Source organism: Nocardia grenadensis, from assembly GCF_050942415.1.
GTDB lineage: Bacteria > Actinomycetota > Actinomycetes > Mycobacteriales > Mycobacteriaceae > Nocardia > Nocardia grenadensis.
The window spans coordinates 92,938-110,417 of sequence record NZ_CP192054.1 but is presented as its reverse complement, the minus strand read 5'-3'; the positions used below and the strand labels follow the sequence as shown (position 1 = coordinate 110,417).

At 68.0% G+C, this 17,480-nt stretch carries 15 protein-coding genes; 6 read left to right on the top strand and 9 right to left on the bottom strand.

What is annotated here, in order from left to right; translation table 11 throughout:
• The first annotated feature begins 41 nt into the window (after nucleotides 1-41).
• Nucleotides 42-758: a TetR/AcrR family transcriptional regulator gene (locus tag ACQPYS_RS00505; RefSeq protein WP_433491426.1), complete on the top strand. Its 717-nt coding sequence runs from the start codon at nucleotides 42-44 to the stop codon at nucleotides 756-758.
• A gap of 10 nt (nucleotides 759-768) precedes the next feature.
• Entirely contained in the window at nucleotides 769-1,701 is a 933-nt protein-coding gene (locus ACQPYS_RS00500) for a TIGR03564 family F420-dependent LLM class oxidoreductase (protein ID WP_433491425.1), read from the top strand.
• Between the two features lie 267 nt (nucleotides 1,702-1,968).
• Here the strand turns inward: ACQPYS_RS00500 and hemC are convergent, their stop codons facing one another.
• From hemC to ACQPYS_RS00475, 5 genes are all read right to left on the bottom strand, one after another.
• The gene (gene hemC / locus ACQPYS_RS00495; RefSeq protein ID WP_433491424.1) at nucleotides 1,969-2,895 is read right to left on the bottom strand and encodes a hydroxymethylbilane synthase; all 927 of its coding nucleotides are present in this window, start codon (nucleotides 2,893-2,895) and stop codon (nucleotides 1,969-1,971) included.
• Between the two features lie 89 nt (nucleotides 2,896-2,984).
• The gene (locus ACQPYS_RS00490; protein ID WP_030524358.1) at nucleotides 2,985-3,239 is read right to left on the bottom strand and encodes a Txe/YoeB family addiction module toxin; all 255 of its coding nucleotides are present in this window, start codon (nucleotides 3,237-3,239) and stop codon (nucleotides 2,985-2,987) included.
• Nucleotides 3,236-3,502 carry a type II toxin-antitoxin system Phd/YefM family antitoxin gene (locus ACQPYS_RS00485; RefSeq protein ID WP_030524359.1) on the bottom strand — a complete coding sequence of 89 codons (267 nt, stop codon included), beginning with the start codon at nucleotides 3,500-3,502 and terminating at the stop codon, nucleotides 3,236-3,238. Before ACQPYS_RS00485 ends, ACQPYS_RS00490 begins: the two co-directional genes overlap by 4 nt.
• Nucleotides 3,503-3,805: 303 nt before the next feature.
• Entirely contained in the window at nucleotides 3,806-5,383 is a 1,578-nt protein-coding gene (locus ACQPYS_RS00480; protein WP_433491423.1) for a Rieske 2Fe-2S domain-containing protein, read from the bottom strand.
• A 44-nt stretch (nucleotides 5,384-5,427) separates the two neighbouring features.
• Entirely contained in the window at nucleotides 5,428-6,360 is a 933-nt protein-coding gene (locus ACQPYS_RS00475) for a hypothetical protein (protein WP_245664738.1), read from the bottom strand.
• A gap of 140 nt (nucleotides 6,361-6,500) precedes the next feature.
• Between ACQPYS_RS00475 and ACQPYS_RS00470 the strand changes: the two genes are divergently transcribed.
• The 4 genes from ACQPYS_RS00470 to ACQPYS_RS00455 all read left to right on the top strand — a co-directional run bounded on the left by ACQPYS_RS00470 (nucleotide 6,501) and on the right by ACQPYS_RS00455 (nucleotide 11,636).
• Nucleotides 6,501-7,271, top strand: a complete 771-nt coding sequence (locus ACQPYS_RS00470; RefSeq protein WP_433491422.1) for a lysophospholipid acyltransferase family protein — start codon at nucleotides 6,501-6,503, stop codon at nucleotides 7,269-7,271.
• Nucleotides 7,272-7,339: 68 nt separating this feature from the next.
• Nucleotides 7,340-8,080 carry a lysophospholipid acyltransferase family protein gene (locus ACQPYS_RS00465; RefSeq protein ID WP_433491421.1) on the top strand — a complete coding sequence of 247 codons (741 nt, stop codon included), beginning with the start codon at nucleotides 7,340-7,342 and terminating at the stop codon, nucleotides 8,078-8,080.
• Nucleotides 8,081-8,395: 315 nt separating this feature from the next.
• Nucleotides 8,396-9,334 carry a hypothetical protein gene (locus ACQPYS_RS00460; RefSeq protein ID WP_433491420.1) on the top strand — a complete coding sequence of 313 codons (939 nt, stop codon included), beginning with the start codon at nucleotides 8,396-8,398 and terminating at the stop codon, nucleotides 9,332-9,334.
• Between the two features lie 22 nt (nucleotides 9,335-9,356).
• The gene (locus ACQPYS_RS00455) at nucleotides 9,357-11,636 is read left to right on the top strand and encodes a heavy metal translocating P-type ATPase (RefSeq protein WP_433491419.1); all 2,280 of its coding nucleotides are present in this window, start codon (nucleotides 9,357-9,359) and stop codon (nucleotides 11,634-11,636) included.
• Between the two features lie 55 nt (nucleotides 11,637-11,691).
• Here ACQPYS_RS00455 and ACQPYS_RS00450 read toward each other — a convergent pair whose 3' ends face one another.
• From ACQPYS_RS00450 to serS, 4 genes are all read right to left on the bottom strand, one after another.
• The gene (locus tag ACQPYS_RS00450; protein WP_433491418.1) at nucleotides 11,692-12,663 is read right to left on the bottom strand and encodes a DMT family transporter; all 972 of its coding nucleotides are present in this window, start codon (nucleotides 12,661-12,663) and stop codon (nucleotides 11,692-11,694) included.
• 53 nt (nucleotides 12,664-12,716) lie between these two features.
• Nucleotides 12,717-13,910: an MFS transporter gene (locus ACQPYS_RS00445; protein WP_433491417.1), complete on the bottom strand. Its 1,194-nt coding sequence runs from the start codon at nucleotides 13,908-13,910 to the stop codon at nucleotides 12,717-12,719.
• A 293-nt stretch (nucleotides 13,911-14,203) separates the two neighbouring features.
• Nucleotides 14,204-15,985: a putative bifunctional diguanylate cyclase/phosphodiesterase gene (locus tag ACQPYS_RS00440; protein ID WP_433491416.1), complete on the bottom strand. Its 1,782-nt coding sequence runs from the start codon at nucleotides 15,983-15,985 to the stop codon at nucleotides 14,204-14,206.
• Between the two features lie 158 nt (nucleotides 15,986-16,143).
• Nucleotides 16,144-17,406 (bottom strand): serine--tRNA ligase, encoded by a 1,263-nt coding sequence (gene serS, locus ACQPYS_RS00435; protein ID WP_433491415.1) that lies wholly within the window; start codon nucleotides 17,404-17,406, stop codon nucleotides 16,144-16,146.
• Nucleotides 17,407-17,480: the final 74 nt, after the last annotated feature.

Here is a 17,480-nt window from a genome sequence, read left to right as displayed (position 1 = left end):
CTAGTTGACTATATTTCTCATTTGGTCATATGGTCATAGTCATGTCCCCCGGAGGCCGCGCCCACACCGAGGAGGCCCGCCGACGGCGGGCGGATCAGCTGTTGGATATTGCGTCGGAGCTATTGCTCCGCGCCGGTTACCGCCGAGTGACCGTGGACGACATCGCTGGTCGGGCCGGCGTGGGGAAAGGCACCGTCTATCTGCACTGGAAATCCAGAGACGAGCTGTTGCTCGCGGTGCTGCAACGCGAGGTCGTACATTCGATCGACCAACTCGTGAGCATGCTGCGCGACGATGCGACGACTATCGTGCTCCATCGAATGACCGAGGTCCACTTCCTCGAAGTGATGCGTCGGCCGCTGCTGCGGGCGCTGTACACGACCGACCCCGAAGTTCTCGGGAGACTGGCCGCCGAACTGCATACCGGCCAGGGCCTCGACCATCACCGCGCATTCGACGACTACCTGAGACTGCTGGCCGATCATGGGTTGCTGCGTAACGACCTGTCGATCGAGGAGATCTCCTACGGCTACCACGCAGTCCTGCACGGCTATCTGAGCGAAGACTCCTACGACCGGGGCGCACCGGAACTTTCGCAGGAACGCAAGGCGCGGTTGCTGGCCACCACCGTGCAACACGCCTTCGAACCCCCGCAATCGGCCTTCGAGGCTGTCAGAGACATTCACGAGCGAGCAATCTCCCTGTTCGCAGAGACCGCCGACCGTGCTCGCGCGCTGCTCTACCCGACCACGAACTGAAGGAACTGGAATGCGTATCGGAACCCTGATCTCCCCTGGACCGAACGCCACGGTGAACGATCTGGTGAATCACGCTCGCCAGGCAGCCGAGTCGGGGCGGCACAGCGTCTGGCTCGGCCAGGACTCCGGCTGGGATGCGCTCACCGCGGCTGCGGTCATCGGCACAGAGGTCCCCGCGATCGAGGTGGGAACGGCGGTGATCCCCACCTATCCACACCACCCGCTGGTACTGGCCGGCCAGGCTTTGACAGCCCAATCCGCCACCGGATCCCGCTTGACACTCGGCATCGGTGTCAGCCATCCACACATCATCGAGGGGAGATTCGGTTATTCGTTCCATCGTCCCGCGCGGCACCTGCGGGAGTACCTGCGAGTGCTGATGCCCTTGCTGCGCGGCGAGAGTGTGTCTACCACCGGGGATCGCCTGACGGCTGTGGGACGGATCGATGTCCCGCGGCTACCGCCCCCCTCGGTTCTCGTCGGCGCCCTGGGACCCGCGATGCTGCGGGCCGCCGGCGAGTTGGCGGATGGCACGGTGACCACATGGATCGGGCCGACGGCGTTGGACAACCATATCGTTCCGATCCTCACCCGCGCTGCGGCAGCTGCGGGAAGGCCGGCACCGCGAGTGGTGGTATGTCTGTTCGTCGGTGTGACAGATGACGCGGACAGCCTCCGAGCTGCACTCGCCGACCGCTTCGGCGCAGCGGGCCGGATCGCCAGCTACCGCACCGCGCTGGACCGAGAAGGCGTCAGCGGACCCGAACATACCGCGATAGTCGGTGACGAGAAAGCCGTCGAACGCGGGATTCGCAGCTTGTTCGACGCCGGAGCGACAGAACTGGTGGCAATGCCCATCGGCACCGAAACCGAACAGACACGGACAGCAGACATGCTGAGCGCCCTCGCAAGCGCTGCGGGCAGGCCGCCCGGTCGACCTTGAAAGGCTCGATACCGGACACTCGATCCGACTGCCCGATGCCTTTCGTGAGCGGCCGATCGCCCGAGCCGAGCGCGACAGCAGCGCAGAGCGATGTCATCCGGCGTGCTGTCGCCGAATACCCGGACCGGCACCCCAGCTCGATCCGTCACATTCCCTATGTGAGGTCGAGGGACCCATAACGCAAAAATGCCAGGCCTGGCAGCAGCTGTGCCCGAGGCGTCGCAGCCCCACGCGGCCGGTGAACGTCGCCGAGCGTCTCGGGCGAACTCAGTGCGGGATGGAATCGATGATCGCCCGGGCGCCCTGGCGCAGCAGATCGGAGCCGACGAAGAAACCGAGGGCCTGCGGATCCTCCGGGACGCCCCAGTGCTGTGAATCCAGCCACCGGGTGCCCTCGAGATCGAACACCTTGCCGCGCAACGAGAGCCGGCCGGTGGGTTCGATCACGCAGACCCCGGCGATCGGGGAATTGCAGTGCCCCTGCAGGGCGTGCAACATGGCGCGTTCGGCGTCGGCGACGCGGCGGGTCTCGGCATGGTCGAGACGACCGGTGAGTTCGCGGACCTCGTCGTCGTCGGCGCGGCAGGCGAGCGTCAGCACGCCCGCGCCGATCGGCGGGCACATGACCTCGAGCGGCAGGATTTCGGTGATCCGATCCTCGCGGCCGATGCGATGCATCCCGGCGACGGCGGCGATCAGCACATCGCAGTAGCCGTCCTCTAGCCGCTCCAGCCGGGTGTTCATATTCCCGCGCAGCGGTTTCATCACCAGCCCCGGATAGTGCAGGCGCAACTGCGCGGACCGGCGCACCGAACTGGTCCCGACAACCGTCCCCGGCGGCTGCTCGGACAGGGGTCGGCCGTCCTTGGTGATGATCGCGTCGCGCACGTCGTCGCGCTTCGGGAAACCGGCGAACGCGATACCTTCCGGAATCGGGATATCGCCGGGAATATCCTTCAGGCAGTGCACGGCGAGATCGGCCTGGTCCTCCAGCAGCGCGTCGTCGATCTCCTTGACGAAAGCCCCCTTACCGCCGAGCTTCGCCAGATCACCCATCCAGCGGTCACCGGCGGAGGTCACCTTCACCAGTTCGGTTTCGACACCGAACTCGGACAGACCGGCCGCGACCTGCTCGGCTTGGGCTACTGCCATAGGACTGGCCCGGGTCGCGACCCGGATAATGCGCGAGGCCATGGCGTGACTCTACCGTCGCCGGAATCCGCCCCGAGGGGCGGTGGTACGCGCTTCGGACGGGAGTGACCCTGGTTACGGCCGGATGAAAGTCAGTAGTGGTAGCGAGCCTGGGCAATAAGGATGTTGTCTCCGGAGACGGCATAGACGAGACGGTGCTCGTCGTTGATCCGGCGAGACCAGTACCCGGACTTATCGCCCTTCAACGGCTCAGGTTTGCCCAGCCCGGTGAACGGGTCACGATCGATATCGTCGATCAAACGCATGACCCGCAACGCCATTTTTCGATCGGTGGAGATCCAGTGGCCGAGGTCTTCGAATGCGACCTTCGCGAAGGTGACTTTCATTCGAGCTCTTCGGCGAGCTTCGCCAAGTCCACTTCAACAGAATCACCGGCCTCCAGTTGGGCGATACCCTGGGCCAAGCGCGCGGCATTGACGGGCGAACGCATCAGGTAGAGGGTCTCGCGAAGGGAGTTGTACTCGTCCTCGGAGATCAGGACAGCGTTGCCTTTGCGGCTGGTGATATGCACGGCGACGGCGTCGTCGTTCACCTGCTCGATGAGCGGGTACAGGTTGGCCCGCGCTTCGCTGGCGGACATGCTGGTCATCGGCCGGTTCCCTTCCCGGTGTCGCCACTGAATGGTACCGGTTTATGGTACAGGTCGTCGAACAATCCAGGTAGGCACAACCTTGCCGGCCGCAGAACCGCAGGCAAGTATCCCACCTACGACGTGACATACCGCAGCCCAGGAATCTGTCGAGAGGTAGAGGACGATGGTGAGCGATTATCGACGACTGGGTCTACGAACGAAAGCCGGGCCCGGCGAACCCGCAGCCAAGCCATCTCCAGCGCCGCGTCGAGCAGACCCCGGCCCGTGCCGCACCGTCGGCTCGACGCCGACCGCACCGCGCTACCCGGCCGGTTCGGACACCTTCCGGGAGCGCAGCTCATGTCCCTTGGAGGTCTTGCAGCGGCCCGACTCCAGATCCCACTGCCAGCCGTGCAGGTTGCAGGTCAGCGTGTTGCCGTCCACCACACCGAATTTCGACAGGTCCGCCTTCAGATGCGGGCAGCGGCGCTGGATCTCCCAGCCGGCCACCTCCACCGAGGCCGAATCGTCGTGCGCTTCGGAGAACCAGCCGTCCGCGTAGGCGATCCGTTCATCGGTGAGGCATTTGAAGAAGGTGTACAGGTATTCGTTGTAGCCACCGATCCGCCACGCCTGGAAACGGGTGGACAGGAAAATGGTGTTCACCCAGTCGGGTTCGTTATCGCGCAGCACGGTGCGCACCAGTTCGGGGGCGATCCGGAAGCCGTAACGGTATTTGCCCTCGCCTTCCAGCGGCGCGCGGACGGCCCGCTTCGGGAAGTCCAGAACCACGGTCTCCTCGCCGATCACGAGGCCGACCGGGTAGCCGATACCGTCGCAGATCAGATCGCTCTGCGCCATGATCGGCTCGAACAGCGCCTGCAGCGGTTCCAGGAGGGATTCGCCTTCGGCGGGTGCCCAGGTCTTCTTCTCCGCCACCAGCACCGGCGCCAGCCGCTGCGCCATCTTTTCGATGTAGGCGGCCTTGTCGTGCCAGATGGTCTCGGGATCGTAGGGATGATCCAGTTCCAGTTCGGCGCCGTGCACCTCGACCACCGAACCCGGCACCATCAGCACGCCGCGATCGTGGCCGTGCTCGCGCATCTGCTCGAGGAAGACCATCTGGTCGGGGAAGATATTGCCCTCGTCGCCGTGGTCGTCGTTGAGATAGCGCAGTTCGTCGTCGAGGAAGACCGGCGGTCCGGCGGACGGAACCACCCAGGTGGCGCCGACCTGTTCGATATAGCTGCGGGCCCGGTCCATTCCGCGCCGGCGCTTCTGTTTACCGAAATTCGATTTCGTCCGGGCCGGGATGTCGTAGACCATCGGGTACCAGATGGCGCCCGAGTACTGCAGCAGGTGAATATCGATCGTGCCGAAGGCTTCGTGCAGCACATCCATATCGACCGGCCGTGCATCGTTCATATTGAAACAGGTGGTTTCGCCGTCGGAGACGATCAGCCCGGAGTCACCGATCGGACCGTCCGCGGGTGCGCGCAGCGCGACGATCATGATGTCCAGTTCGGCGGCCGGATCACCACCGCCGATCCCCATCGACCCGTTGATCTTGTGTTTGACCGAATCCTCGGTTTCGAAGAATTTGTGGAAACCCAGTTTCTCCAGCTCACGGCGCAGATCCGGGACCGGGTACTCGGGCAGCAGAACGGTCGCGTCCTTGTTCACGTACTCGGCCAGATGCGCGGCGTCGAAATGGTCGCGGTGCAGATGCGACACATAGAGGAAATCGCAGTTACCCAGTTCCTCCCAGTCGAGCTGGGTGTTGTCCGGAAAAGGGAACCAGGATCCGAAGTACGCGGGGTTCACCCAGGGGTCGCATAGGATCGAGCCGGCCGCTGTCCGGATATGGAATCCCGCATGTCCGACGCTGGTGATCTGCACGAGCTCGCTCCTCCTGACCGTTTACGGCCCTCCAGGGTAGTGCTTCACGACGAGATGTCGCCGATGCAGTAGCCGTCATCACCCTGTTCGAGTAGAAATGTCCGGTTCTGCGTGATTCCGGACGCATTCGTCACCGGCACCGCGACGGCCATATATCCGGTCGTGAGCGGCTGGGAACTGATCTGCTGATCGGTGAATCCGGTGATCGTGCCGAGCGTACCGGGATTCTCGGCGAGCGGCGCGGCCACGGGCGCGCCGCTGCCCTCGGGATCCCAGGTGGCCGGGCTCGCCGCGCACACCAGCGGGTACTGCTCCTCCAGGTCGGCGGGGTCCAGCGGCTGCCCGGTCGAGCGGGACAGATAGCGGCGCACGGTGTGCCGGGCATCGGCGGCGTCGTAGACCGGTTCCGCACCCGCCACGGACACCCGGCCGCAGGCATATCCGGCGGCCACCCGGTGCTCGTCCACAGTGACCGTGGTGACTCCATCGGTCCAGGTGAGCGTGCCGTCCGCCGCGGTACCCGGTTGAGCGAGCGCGCTGAGCACGGCATCGCGGTCGGTATACATGGTTTGCACGGTGAGCGGCGGAATGGTCCAGCAGGTGCTCTGTAGCGTCGCGATATCCGCCGAGCGCAGGTCGGCGGCGAACCGTTGCAGCGCGGGGGCGGCATCGGGTACGCCGGGGACCGCACCGACCGCGGGCGCGTCGGCGGGGACCGGCGGCAGCGTGGGAACCGGCGGCGCTCCCGCGGATGTGTCCTGCTGCTCGGTGCTCGGCGCGTCGCCCGCGGATGCCTGCGCCGGCGGACTGCCGGCGTCGTCGCCCGGGATTCCGGATACCGAGTCGCATCCGGTGCCCAGCAGCACCCCGGACACCGCGAGCCCCACGGCGAGGCCACGGACGCGGGCGCGGCGCGCGGTCTCGCGGCCGATTCGGCGCAACGGTACGGGACGGGCGCGTTCCACTTCGACGATCACCTTTCCTGCGGTACATACCGGTTCGGTCGAGACAGCGTGGTTTCGACCGCGCCACGCCGAACCCGGGATCCGGCGGACGGGGCGCGCGCGGCGGGCCGGACGCTGCCGGTCATCATGGCAGCGACTACGCTAGCGGACTTGTGGAACCCGTCTACCGGACGATCATCGGGCTGGCCCGGACCGTCTTCTTCCTCGAGGGCCTGAAGTTCACCGTCACCGGCGATGAGAACATTCCCGCCGCAGGGGGCGCTGTACTCGCGGTCAATCACACCGGGTATATGGATTTCACCTATGCGGGTCTGCCCGCGCGCACCCCCAAACGCTATATCCGCTTCATGGCCAAGAGCGAGGTCTTCGACAACAAGATCGCCGGGCCGATCATGCGAGCTCTCAAACATATTCCGGTGGACCGGGCCGCGGGGGCCGACTCGTACCAGGCCGCCGTGGAATATCTGCGGCGCGGCGAACTGGTCGGCGTATACCCCGAAGCCACCATCAGCCGCAGTTTCGAGATCAAGGACCTGAAATCCGGTGCCGCCCGGATGGCGATCGAAGCCGGCGTGCCGATCATCCCGATCACCATCTGGGGCGCCCAGCGGGTCTGGACGAAAGGTCATCCGAAACGGCTGGGCCGCACCAACACACCCATCTCCATCGCCGTCGGCACACCGATCCAGCCCTATGAACCGGCATCCGACCTGACCGCCGAGCTGAAGACCGCCATGCAGGAACTACTGCGCGGCCTGCAGGAGAACTACTCCCACGAACCCGGCGCGTACTGGGTTCCGGCCCGGCTCGGGGGCGGTGCGCCTACCCTGGAAGAAGCCGATGCGATGGACGCCGCCGAGGTCGCGGAACGGATTGCCCGGAGACGGGCCGAACTGACCGACCAGGACGACACCGGCGCGTAACGTATATCCACCACGGGCGGGTAGGTGCCGAGCAGCGGGTAACCCGCAGGTAGTGAGCAGGAGTTGCGATGGCGCGGGAGCCGGTTTTCGATGTGCTGGCCGGGCTGGCGCACACCGTCCTCTTCGCGCAGGGGGTACGGCTCGATATCCGCGGCCAGGAGAATGTGCCGCGCACCGGAGGGGCGGTGCTGGCGGTGAACCACACCTCCTACCTGGATTTCATGGAGGTCGGGGTCGTGGGACGCCGGTCGCGCCGCAATGTGCGATTCATGATGAAAGCCGAGCTCGACCACGGGATCGTCGGATTTCTCATGAAGCATTGCAAAGCGATCGGTGTCGACCGGACCGCCGGCGCGAAATCGTTCGGCCGGGCGGTCGAGGCGCTGCGCGACGGTGAGCTGGTCGTGGTCTATCCGGAGGCCACCATCAGCCGCAGCTTCGAGTTGAAGGAATTCAAATCCGGCGCGGCGCGCATGGCGCTGGAGTCCGGGGCCCCGATCGTTCCACTCACCATCTGGGGAGCCCACCGGATCTGGACCAAAGGTTTCCCGAAACAGTTGGGCCGCCACAATTTCCCGGTCCACATCCGCATCGGCGAACCGCTGGTCGCCGCGGGTTCGGTAGACGAGGCGACCACCGCGCTACGCGGCCGGATGAACGAACTCCTGACGGCGGCGCGGGAGGGCTACCCGATGCCGGCCGGGCAGCCGTGGGTCCCGGCCCGGTTGGGGGGCAGCGCTCCGACGCTGGAGCAGGCCGCGGTCCTGGAAGCCGAGGAGTACGCCCGGCGGCGGATCCGGCGCCCGTAGGTTACGGGGCGCTCCCGGAACGGGGTCGGGGACCACCGGGCCGTTCGGGCACCCCACCCGGATCCGACCCGGGTCAAGACTGTCCCCGGCACGTCTTGGTCCGCATTCGGACTCGGGACATCGATTGCCGACGGTCGGGTCGCATGCCGGCTCGCAGGCATCGTGCATCGCTTTCGGCTTCGACTTTTCGGTGGTGACCTTTCACGAGCTGGCCTTCACCTGCCCTGTTGACAAAATACCCTAGGGGGGTACCGTAACCTTTGGAGAGCGGGAGGGCGGAGAACCGCCGGAGCCTCCACGGAAACGGAGCATCGAATGAATACGCCGACAAAGTTCGCCGGGTTCGCGCTCGGACTCGTCGCGTTGTTCGGGGTCGCACTGGGCGTCGGCGCCCTGGCCGGCACTGGGGACAGCGGGCCGGAAATCCACGACGCCGCGGCCCGTGAGCCCGGCGTGGACGTCACCCCCGGCGGGCTGACCAGCAGCGACGGGGGCTACACCCTGGTCCTGGACGAGCCGATCACCACTGCCACCCGGGCGGCGACCCTGCGGTTCCGGATCGAGGACAGCTCCGGCCGGCCGGTGACGCGATACACCCCGAACCACGAGAAGGATCTGCATCTGATCCTGGTGCGCCGTGATACCGCCGGCTACCAGCATCTGCACCCGGCGCTCGGGCCGGACGGCACCTGGAGCACCCCGGTCGATCTCACCCGCGCCGGCGACCACCGGGTCTTCGCCGATTTCGTCACCGCCGACGGGCAACCCTTCACGCTGGGGGCCGACCTGCGAGTTGCCGGGCAGTACACGCCACGCCCGCTGCCGGCGCCGGACACCACCGTCACCGTGGACGGCTACACCGTCGCTCTGAACGGCACCGTCGCCCCCGGGCGCGCCACCGATGTGACCTTCACCGTGACCCGCGACAGCGAGCCGGTGACGGATCTGCAGCCCTATCTGGGGGCGTACGGTCATCTCGTGGCGCTGCGGACCGCCGACCTCGGCTATCTCCACGTTCATCCGGCCGGTCACCCGGGCGACGGGAGCACCCCGGCCGGACCGGGCGTAACCTTCGCGGTGACGGCGCCCGGCACGGGCGACTACCGACTGTTCTTCGAGTTCCGCCACGGCGCGGGCGTGCACCGCACCGAGTTCACCGTGCCCGTCGCGGAAACCGCCGGCGCCCCGGCCGGGAACACCCCGGCCGACGCGCAGACCGCCCCCGAACCCACCGGACACGGCCATGGGCACTGACCCCCGGCCAACGGAGCCAACGATGAACACACAGACTGCACCGGACACCGCGCGAATCGATAACCGGACCGCGCAGGTCGAGTTGGCGATCGGTGGTATGACCTGCGCATCCTGCGCCAATCGCATCGAGAAGAAACTGAACAGGCTCGACGGAGTGACCGCGACGGTCAACTACGCCACCGAGAAGGCCCGGGTCCACTACCCGGACACCGTGGTACCCGCCGACCTGGTGGCGGTGGTGGAACAGGCCGGCTATACCGCGAGCCTGCCGCAGCCGCCCGCCGCGGAAACCGGCACCACCGAACCGGCCGACCCCGTCGACCGGCTACGCACCCGACTACTGATCTCGCTGGTGCTGACCGTCCCGGTGATCGCCATGGCGATGATCCCGGCATTGCAGTTCACCAACTGGCAGTGGCTGTCGCTGACCCTGGCGGCTCCGGTGGTGGTGTGGGGCGCCCTGCCCTTCCACCGGGCGGCCTGGACCAACCTGCGGCACGCCACCGCGACCATGGACACCCTGGTCTCGCTCGGCACCCTGGCCGCTTTCGGCTGGTCGATCTTCGCCCTGTTCTGGGGCACCGCCGGAACACCGGGGATGACGCATCCCTTCGAGTTCACGATCGCCCGGATGGACGGCACCGGCAGCATCTACCTGGAGGCCGCGGCCGGGGTCACCACCTTCATCTTGGCGGGCCGGTACTTCGAGGCGCGGTCCAAGCGACAGGCCGGCGCGGCGCTGCGGGCGCTGCTCGAACTCGGCGCCAAAGAGGTCTCGGTACTGCGCCGGACCGGGCAGGACGCCTGGGCCGAACAGCGGATACCGGTCGAACAACTGTCGGTCGGCGAGCGTTTCGTGGTGCGGCCCGGCGAGAAGATCGCGACCGACGGCGTGATCACCGACGGCGCCTCGGCGGTCGATGTCTCCATGTTGACCGGCGAATCGGTGCCGCTGGAGGTCGGGCCCGAGGACACGGTCACCGGCGCCACCGTGAACGTGGGCGGCCGGCTCACCGTGCGCGCCACCCGGGTCGGCTCGGACACCCAGCTCGCGCAGATGGCGAAACTGGTCGAGGACGCGCAGACCGGGAAGGCGCAGGCCCAGCGGCTGGCCGACCGAATCTCCGGGGTCTTCGTACCGATCGTCATCGCGCTCGCGGTCGCGACGCTCGGATTCTGGCTCGGCACCGGCGGTTCGGTGGCCGCGGCGTTCACGGCGGCGGTGGCGGTCCTGATCATCGCCTGCCCGTGTGCGCTGGGCCTGGCCACGCCGACCGCGCTCATGGTCGGCACCGGACGCGGCGCCCAGCTCGGGATCCTCATCAAGGGACCCGAAGTGCTGGAGTCCACCCGCCAGGTGGATACGGTGGTCCTGGACAAGACCGGCACCGTGACCACCGGCCGGATGTCCCTGGTCGACGTGGTGACCGCCGCCGGCGAAGACACCGACGAGGTATTGCGGCTGGCCGGATCGCTGGAGGACTCCTCCGAACATCCGATCGCCCGGGCCATCGCCGACGGTGCCCGGGAACGGACAACCGGCCTGTCACCGGTCGAAAGCTTCCGCAACAGCGCCGGACTGGGTGTGGCGGGCGTGGTGGACGGCCACGCGGTGGTCGTCGGCCGGCCGGGACTGCTCGCCGACTACGCACTGCACCTGGACGAATCACTGCGGCAGGCGATGCGGGACGCCGAGAGCCAGGGCCGTACCGCGGTGGCGGTCGGCTGGGACGGCCGGGCCCGCGGGGTGCTCGTGGTCGCCGATACGGTGAAACCGACCTCTGCCGAGGCGGTTTCCCGCCTGCGGGCGCTCGGCCTGACCCCGATCATGCTCACCGGCGACAATGCCACCGCGGCGGAATCCATCGCCCGGCAGGTCGGTATCGACGAGGTGATCGCGGAGGTGCTGCCACCGGACAAGGTCGCGGTGATCGAACGCCTCCAAGGGGAGGGCAAACGCGTCGCCATGGTCGGTGACGGCGTGAACGATGCCGCCGCCCTGGCCCGGGCCGATCTGGGCCTGGCCATCGGCACCGGCACCGATATCGCCATCGAGGCCGCCGACCTCACCCTCGTCCGGGGCGACCTCACCGCCGCCCCCGACGCCATCCGGCTCGCCCGCCGCACCCTCGGCACGATCAAGGGCAATCTGTTCTGGGCCTTCGGTTACAACGTCGCGATGATTCCGCTGGCCATGGCCGGTCTGCTCAATCCGATGCTGGCCGGCGCCGCCATGGCGTTCTCCTCGGTATTCGTGGTCGGTAACAGTCTGCGGTTGCGGAATTTCCGCCCCACCCACTGACCGAGCACGACCGCGCCGGGCCCCGGATGTCCCACTTCCGGGGCCCGGCGCATGATCAGCGCACGGGTTCGCGATCCCCCGGTACCGGTGCTCTCGCCGCGACAACCACCGCGCTCAGGGTCAGGACACAACCGAGCAGTTTCACCAGGGACAGCTCGGCGCCCGTGGGCAGCGCCCAGTCGAGAACGAGCGATGCCGTCAACTGGCCGGCCACCGTGCTCAGCCCCATCAGCAGTACCCCGACCCACCGCACCACCAGCACCCCGGCGGCGATGAACAGCACCCCGATCACACCGCCCAGGTACAGCCACGGTTCGCGGGGGAACTCGGCCGGTGCACCGGCCCGGGCCACCACCAGCGCTTCCACGATCAGCAGGCCCAGCAGCCCGACAGCGAAATTGATCACCGTGGCGGCGAACGGGCTCCCCGTCGCCCCGATCCGGCCGTTCCACGCCTGCTGCCAGGCCAGCCCGATGCCGGCCGCCGCGGGTAGCAGCAGGAGCAGTGGTCCGGGCACACCTTCGAGCCACGACGAGGTGCGCAGCGAGACCGGCGCCGAGCCCCCGGAGCCGGCCAGTAGTACCGCGCCCACCGCCAGCACCGCGCCGCCGAGCCGCGCCGCGGTGACCGGGGTGCGGCCGCCCGGGCCCACCCCGAGCCGATCCACGATCAGACTGCTCAGCAGCTGACCGGATACTGCCGCGACCGTGAACGCCGTGACCCCGAGCGCGGCGACGGTCAGCGACTGACTCGCCACGAACAACCCGCCGAACAACCCGCCCAGCAACTGCCAGGGCCGCAGTTCGCCCGCGGCGAGCGAGCGGCGGACCGCCCGCAGCCCCGCCCGGAGCCGGGGACCGAACAGCACTGCCACCGCCAGCACCAGGAACCCGCTACCGAAGCTCACCACCGCCGCCGCGACCCCATCCTGCAGCCGCGCCCCCAGCTCACCGTTGATCCGTCCCTGAACCGCGACCCCGGCTCCGATCAACAGCCCGGAACCCAGACCCCACCGCCGCGAAACCATGACCGCACCCTACGACGCCAACGGCCGCCGCGCCCGGGCCGTCCACCCGCGGCTCAGGCCTCCGCCGCGGTCGCCGATTCCGGCCGGGGCGGCAGCCAGAACGGCGTCAATCCGCCCAGCGCCAGGATGGCGATGCCCAGCAGCGCGATCGTCGAGGAGACCGAAAGCCACAGTGTGGCCGCCGCGACGAACCCGAAAACCGCCAGCGACAGCAGTTCCTCCAGCAGTCCGGACACCGACATCACCGTGGCCCGCGCGGGACCGCTGATGGCGTCCTGGAGCCGGGCTTCGGCGACGATCGCCGCGTTGTACACCACCCCGTAGGCGGCGGCGATCGACGCGAAACCGAGCCCGGTGCAGAGATAGACCGCGCCCGGCCAGCGCACCGCGAGCCCGGCCACCACCGCGCCCGCACCGAACAGCGCACCGGCCGCCCCCAGCGCCCACGCCAGGGTGCGCGCGGGAAGCGCTTCGGTCCGCCCGGCCAGCAGCGAACCGAGCAGCGAACCGAGCACGGTCACGCCGACCAGTACGGGAACGAACGAAGTGGCCACGCCCGCTTCGCCGGCGACCAGCCCGAAGTACTCGTCGAACGCGGTGATCCCGTAGAGCAGTGCCCCGAGCACCACCCCGTGCCGGACCACCCGGATCCGGACCGCCTCGGCGACACCGGTCCGCAGCATCAGCACATACCGCCCCAGCGTTCCCGGTCCGGGCACGGCCGGAGCCCCCGGGCCCGAGATCACCGGCCGCGGACTCGGAGTGATCACCGCCGGGGTCGCGCCCTCCGCACTCACCTCCGCCAGCTCGCCCACGTCGGCGGCCGAGACGAATTTCGGGGCCGCGGGCAGGCTCGTGGCCAGCGCGGTGTGCAGTACAGCGCAGCCCACACTGACCCAGCCCACGAGCGCGTACCCGCCCCACAGGTAGAGCGGGGTCGCGGCGAGGATCGCGAGCACCGCGCTCGATTCGCTCCCCGTCCGGGTGTAACCGATCACCCGGGCATAGGCACGGGCCGCACCGTGGGCGGCGAGCTCGTCGTAGAGCAGCGCCTCGAAGGTTCCGGAGCGCAGCGAACCGGCCACGCCCCACAGCACGAACCCGAGCGCGAAGCCGATAAAGGACGGCGCCACCGTCCACACCACGAAACCGGCCGTCATCAGCAAGCCGTTCAGGATCAGCAGCCCACGCCGGGACACCGTATCCGCCCACGCGCCGGAGGGGACCTCGAACAGAAAGGCCGTCACCGACCAGCAGGCCAGCAGGAGCGAGATCTGTCCCGGGCCGAAGCCGTGGTCGGCGAAGAGGAGCGCGTACAGCGCGTAGTAGGGGACCAGGTCCCCGGTCGCAGCGAACAGGGTCGCTCGCAGGGCGAGCGCGCGTCGTCCGGCCCTACGGCCGGAACCCGTGGTTCCGGCTCAACAGTGGTAGAAGACCAGTCGCATAGCGATCAGCATCCGCGAGGCGTGTGCGCGGGTCAAGCGGTTTTCTCGGGTTCGCACCGCGGACGTCGGGAACGCGAGCGGCTACCGGCCGGAGTTCACAGCGGGACCCAGCCGTTCTCGTCGGCCGTGGCATCGCCCAGCGCGCGAGCGCTCAGCGCACCGAGGCGGCCGCTGTTCATATCGCCGATCAATTCGGCCACCGGATGCGAATCGCTGTAGTGGTAACCCTGCGCCAGCGCGAAACCCAGTTCGGTCAGTACGGCTGCCTGGTGCTCGGTCTCCACGCCTTCGGCGATGACTTGCAGATCCAGGGATTTGCTCAGGGCCGCGATCACACCGAGCAGCGGCGGGGCCGGCGAATCGGAGCGGATGGCGGCCACGAACGACTGGTCCACCTTGATGATGTCGCTGGGCAGGGTCGCCAACCGGCTCAGCGAGGAGTACCCGGTACCGAAATCGTCGATGGCGATCCGCACGCCGCGGTCGCGCAGCGTATGCAGATTCGCGATGGCGGTATCGGATTCGGCGGCCAGTTCGGTCTCGGTCACCTCCAGCACCAACTGCTCCGCCGGCCAGCCGGTGGTCTCGAGGATCGCGGCCACCTTGTCCGCGTATCCCGACTCCGCCAATTCCAGACCGCTCACGTTCACATTCAGGGTCAGCTCCAGCGCGGCGAACGTCTCCTGTAACTGGGCGGCATCGGCGCAGGCCCGGCGCAGAACCAGTTCGTCCAGGTCGGCGATGAGGTCGTATTCCTCGGCGACCCGGATCAGTCCTTCGGTGGTGACATCGGGCTGGGCGCTGGACGACCAGCGCAGCAGCGCTTCCACCCCCACCGCTTTCTCACCGCCGTCGCTGAGGCTGACAATCGGCTGGTAGTGCACGTCCAGGCTGCCGTTGTCGATGGCTTCGCGCAGCTCCACGGCCAGCGGAGTGCGATGCCCCGACTCCAGTACCGTGCGGTTGCGGCCCGCCTGCTTGGCCCGGTACAGCCCCACATCGGCCCGGCTGACCAGCAACGACGCCGATTCCCCCGGCTGCCAGGAGGTGACACCCGCCGAACATCCGGTGCTCACCGCGGCACGCAGCTCCTCGGTGAGCAGGATGGCAGCCTGCTCGGTGGTGCCCGGCAGCAGCGCCGCGAACACGTCACCGCCGTAGCGGGCCAGGCGCTGCTCGGGCCCGAGCAGCGCGGCCCAGGTATCGGCTACCTTCTGCAGCACGGCGTCACCGGCACGGTGCCCCAGATGATCGTTGACCTTCTGGAAACGGTCCAGGTCCACCAGGACCAGCGCGAGCGCCTGGCCGGAACGGTCGGCCTGTTCCAGCGCGGTATTGAGCGCGCGATCGAAACCCCGGCGGTTCAGCAACCCGGTGAGGGTGTCGATATCGGCCTCCGACGCCATCCGGGTCAGGATGCCCACCACGACCCCGACGCCGAAGGTGATACCCGCCGGGATGAGCCCGGACCACCACGGCAGACCGGCGCGGGTCGGCAGCACCCACAGGCACAGGGCCATACACAGCGCGATATGGGCCGCGGCCTGTGTCCAGGCGAAGAACAGCGCGGCGTCGCAGGCCACGAACACGTAGAACGAGGCGAGTGTGATCGCGGCGACGGTATTGGGGAACGAGTGCACGGCGATGGTCACCAGAACCGTCGCCAGCACGACATACACGTGGTGCAGCCAGTGCGGCATCCGCCGGCCCCACCCGAGCAGGCTGATCCCCAGCAACAGAGCGACCGCCGCGGCCGAACCGACCAGCATCCGGTTGCCCTCGTCGCCCGGGTACAGCACCTGGGTGGGCGCGATCACGGTCACCAGCAGACCGAGGACCCCGCCCATGACATAGAAGGCCCCGGTGGTCCGGGACATGACCATGGCCGTTGCCACACCAGACGCGGCCCGTACCCGCGTTCGGGTATCGCCGCGAGACCCGCTTCCTCGCACGATGAACAGCCTAAACAACTGATCAGCTCACCGGCGACCCAACCGGGTATATGAAGTACCCGATTTCTCGCCGCGCAACCACATCAGTTCGGTGGAGCGAGCAGGTCGGTCCCGACAAAAGGCACCAGAGCTGCGGGAACCCGCACCGAACCGTCGGCCTGCTGATGGTTCTCCAGCAGCGCGACCAGCCACCGGGTGGTGGCGAGCGTGCCGTTGAGCGTCGCGGCGGTCTGCGGCTTACCGTTCTCGTCGCGATAACGGACCGACAGCCGGCGTGCCTGGAAGGTCGTGCAGTTCGACGTCGAGGTCAGCTCGCGGTAGGTACCCTGGCTGGGCACCCAGGCCTCGCAGTCGAATTTCCGCGCGGCCGAACTGCCCAGGTCACCGGCGGCGACATCGATGATCCGATAGGGCACGTCGAGGGCGGCGAGCATATCCCGCTCCCAGGACAGCAACCGCCGGTGTTCGGCGTCGGCGTCCTCGGGACGGCAGTAGACGAACATCTCGACCTTGTCGAACTGGTGCACCCGGATGATGCCGCGGGTGTCCTTGCCGTAGCTACCGGCCTCCCGCCGGAAACACGACGACCAGCCCGCGTAGCGCTTCGGCCCGGCGGCGAGGTCCAGGATCTCGTCGGCGTGATAGCCGGCCAGCGGCACCTCGGAGGTACCGACCAGGTACAGATCGTCTTCTTCCAGGTGGTACACCTCGGCCGAGTGCTGCCCCAGGAAACCGGTGCCCGCCATGATCTCGGGCCGGACCAGTACCGGCGGGATCATCATGGTGAAACCGTTGGACACCGCCTGCTGGGCCGCCAGTTGCAGCAGACCCAGCTGCAGGAGCGCGCCGTATCCGGTGAGGAAATAGAACCGCGACCCCGAGACCTTCGCGCCGCGCTCCATATCCATCAGCCCCAGCGCCTCACCCAGTTCCAGGTGATCACGCGGAGTGAAATCGAATTCGGGTACTTCGCCGACGGTCTCGAGCAGGACGTAATCGTCCTCGCCGCCCGCGGGCGCCCCCTCCTGGACGACATTCGATATCGCCCGGTGCGCCTCCTGCAGCTCGGCCTCGGCGGTGTGCTGGGCGGTCTCGGCCTCCTTGACCCGCACCGACATCTCCTGGGCCTGCGCGAGCAACGCCGGACGCTCCTCCTTGCTCGCCTTGCCGACCTGCTTGCCCATGGCCTTGTGCTCGGCACGCAATTTGTCGGCGGTCGCGATCGCGGACCGGCGCGCGTGGTCGGCGGTGAGCAGCGCGTCGACGAGGGCCGGGTTCTCGCCCCGGGCTCGCTGCGAGGCGCGGACCAGCTCGGGATCATCGCGCAGGAGGCGGAGGTCGATCATGGCTGACCAGCGTAATGGTCGCGGAATTCTCGCCTCAACCGAGTATCGCCCCGACCCGCCGCAGACCCTGTTCG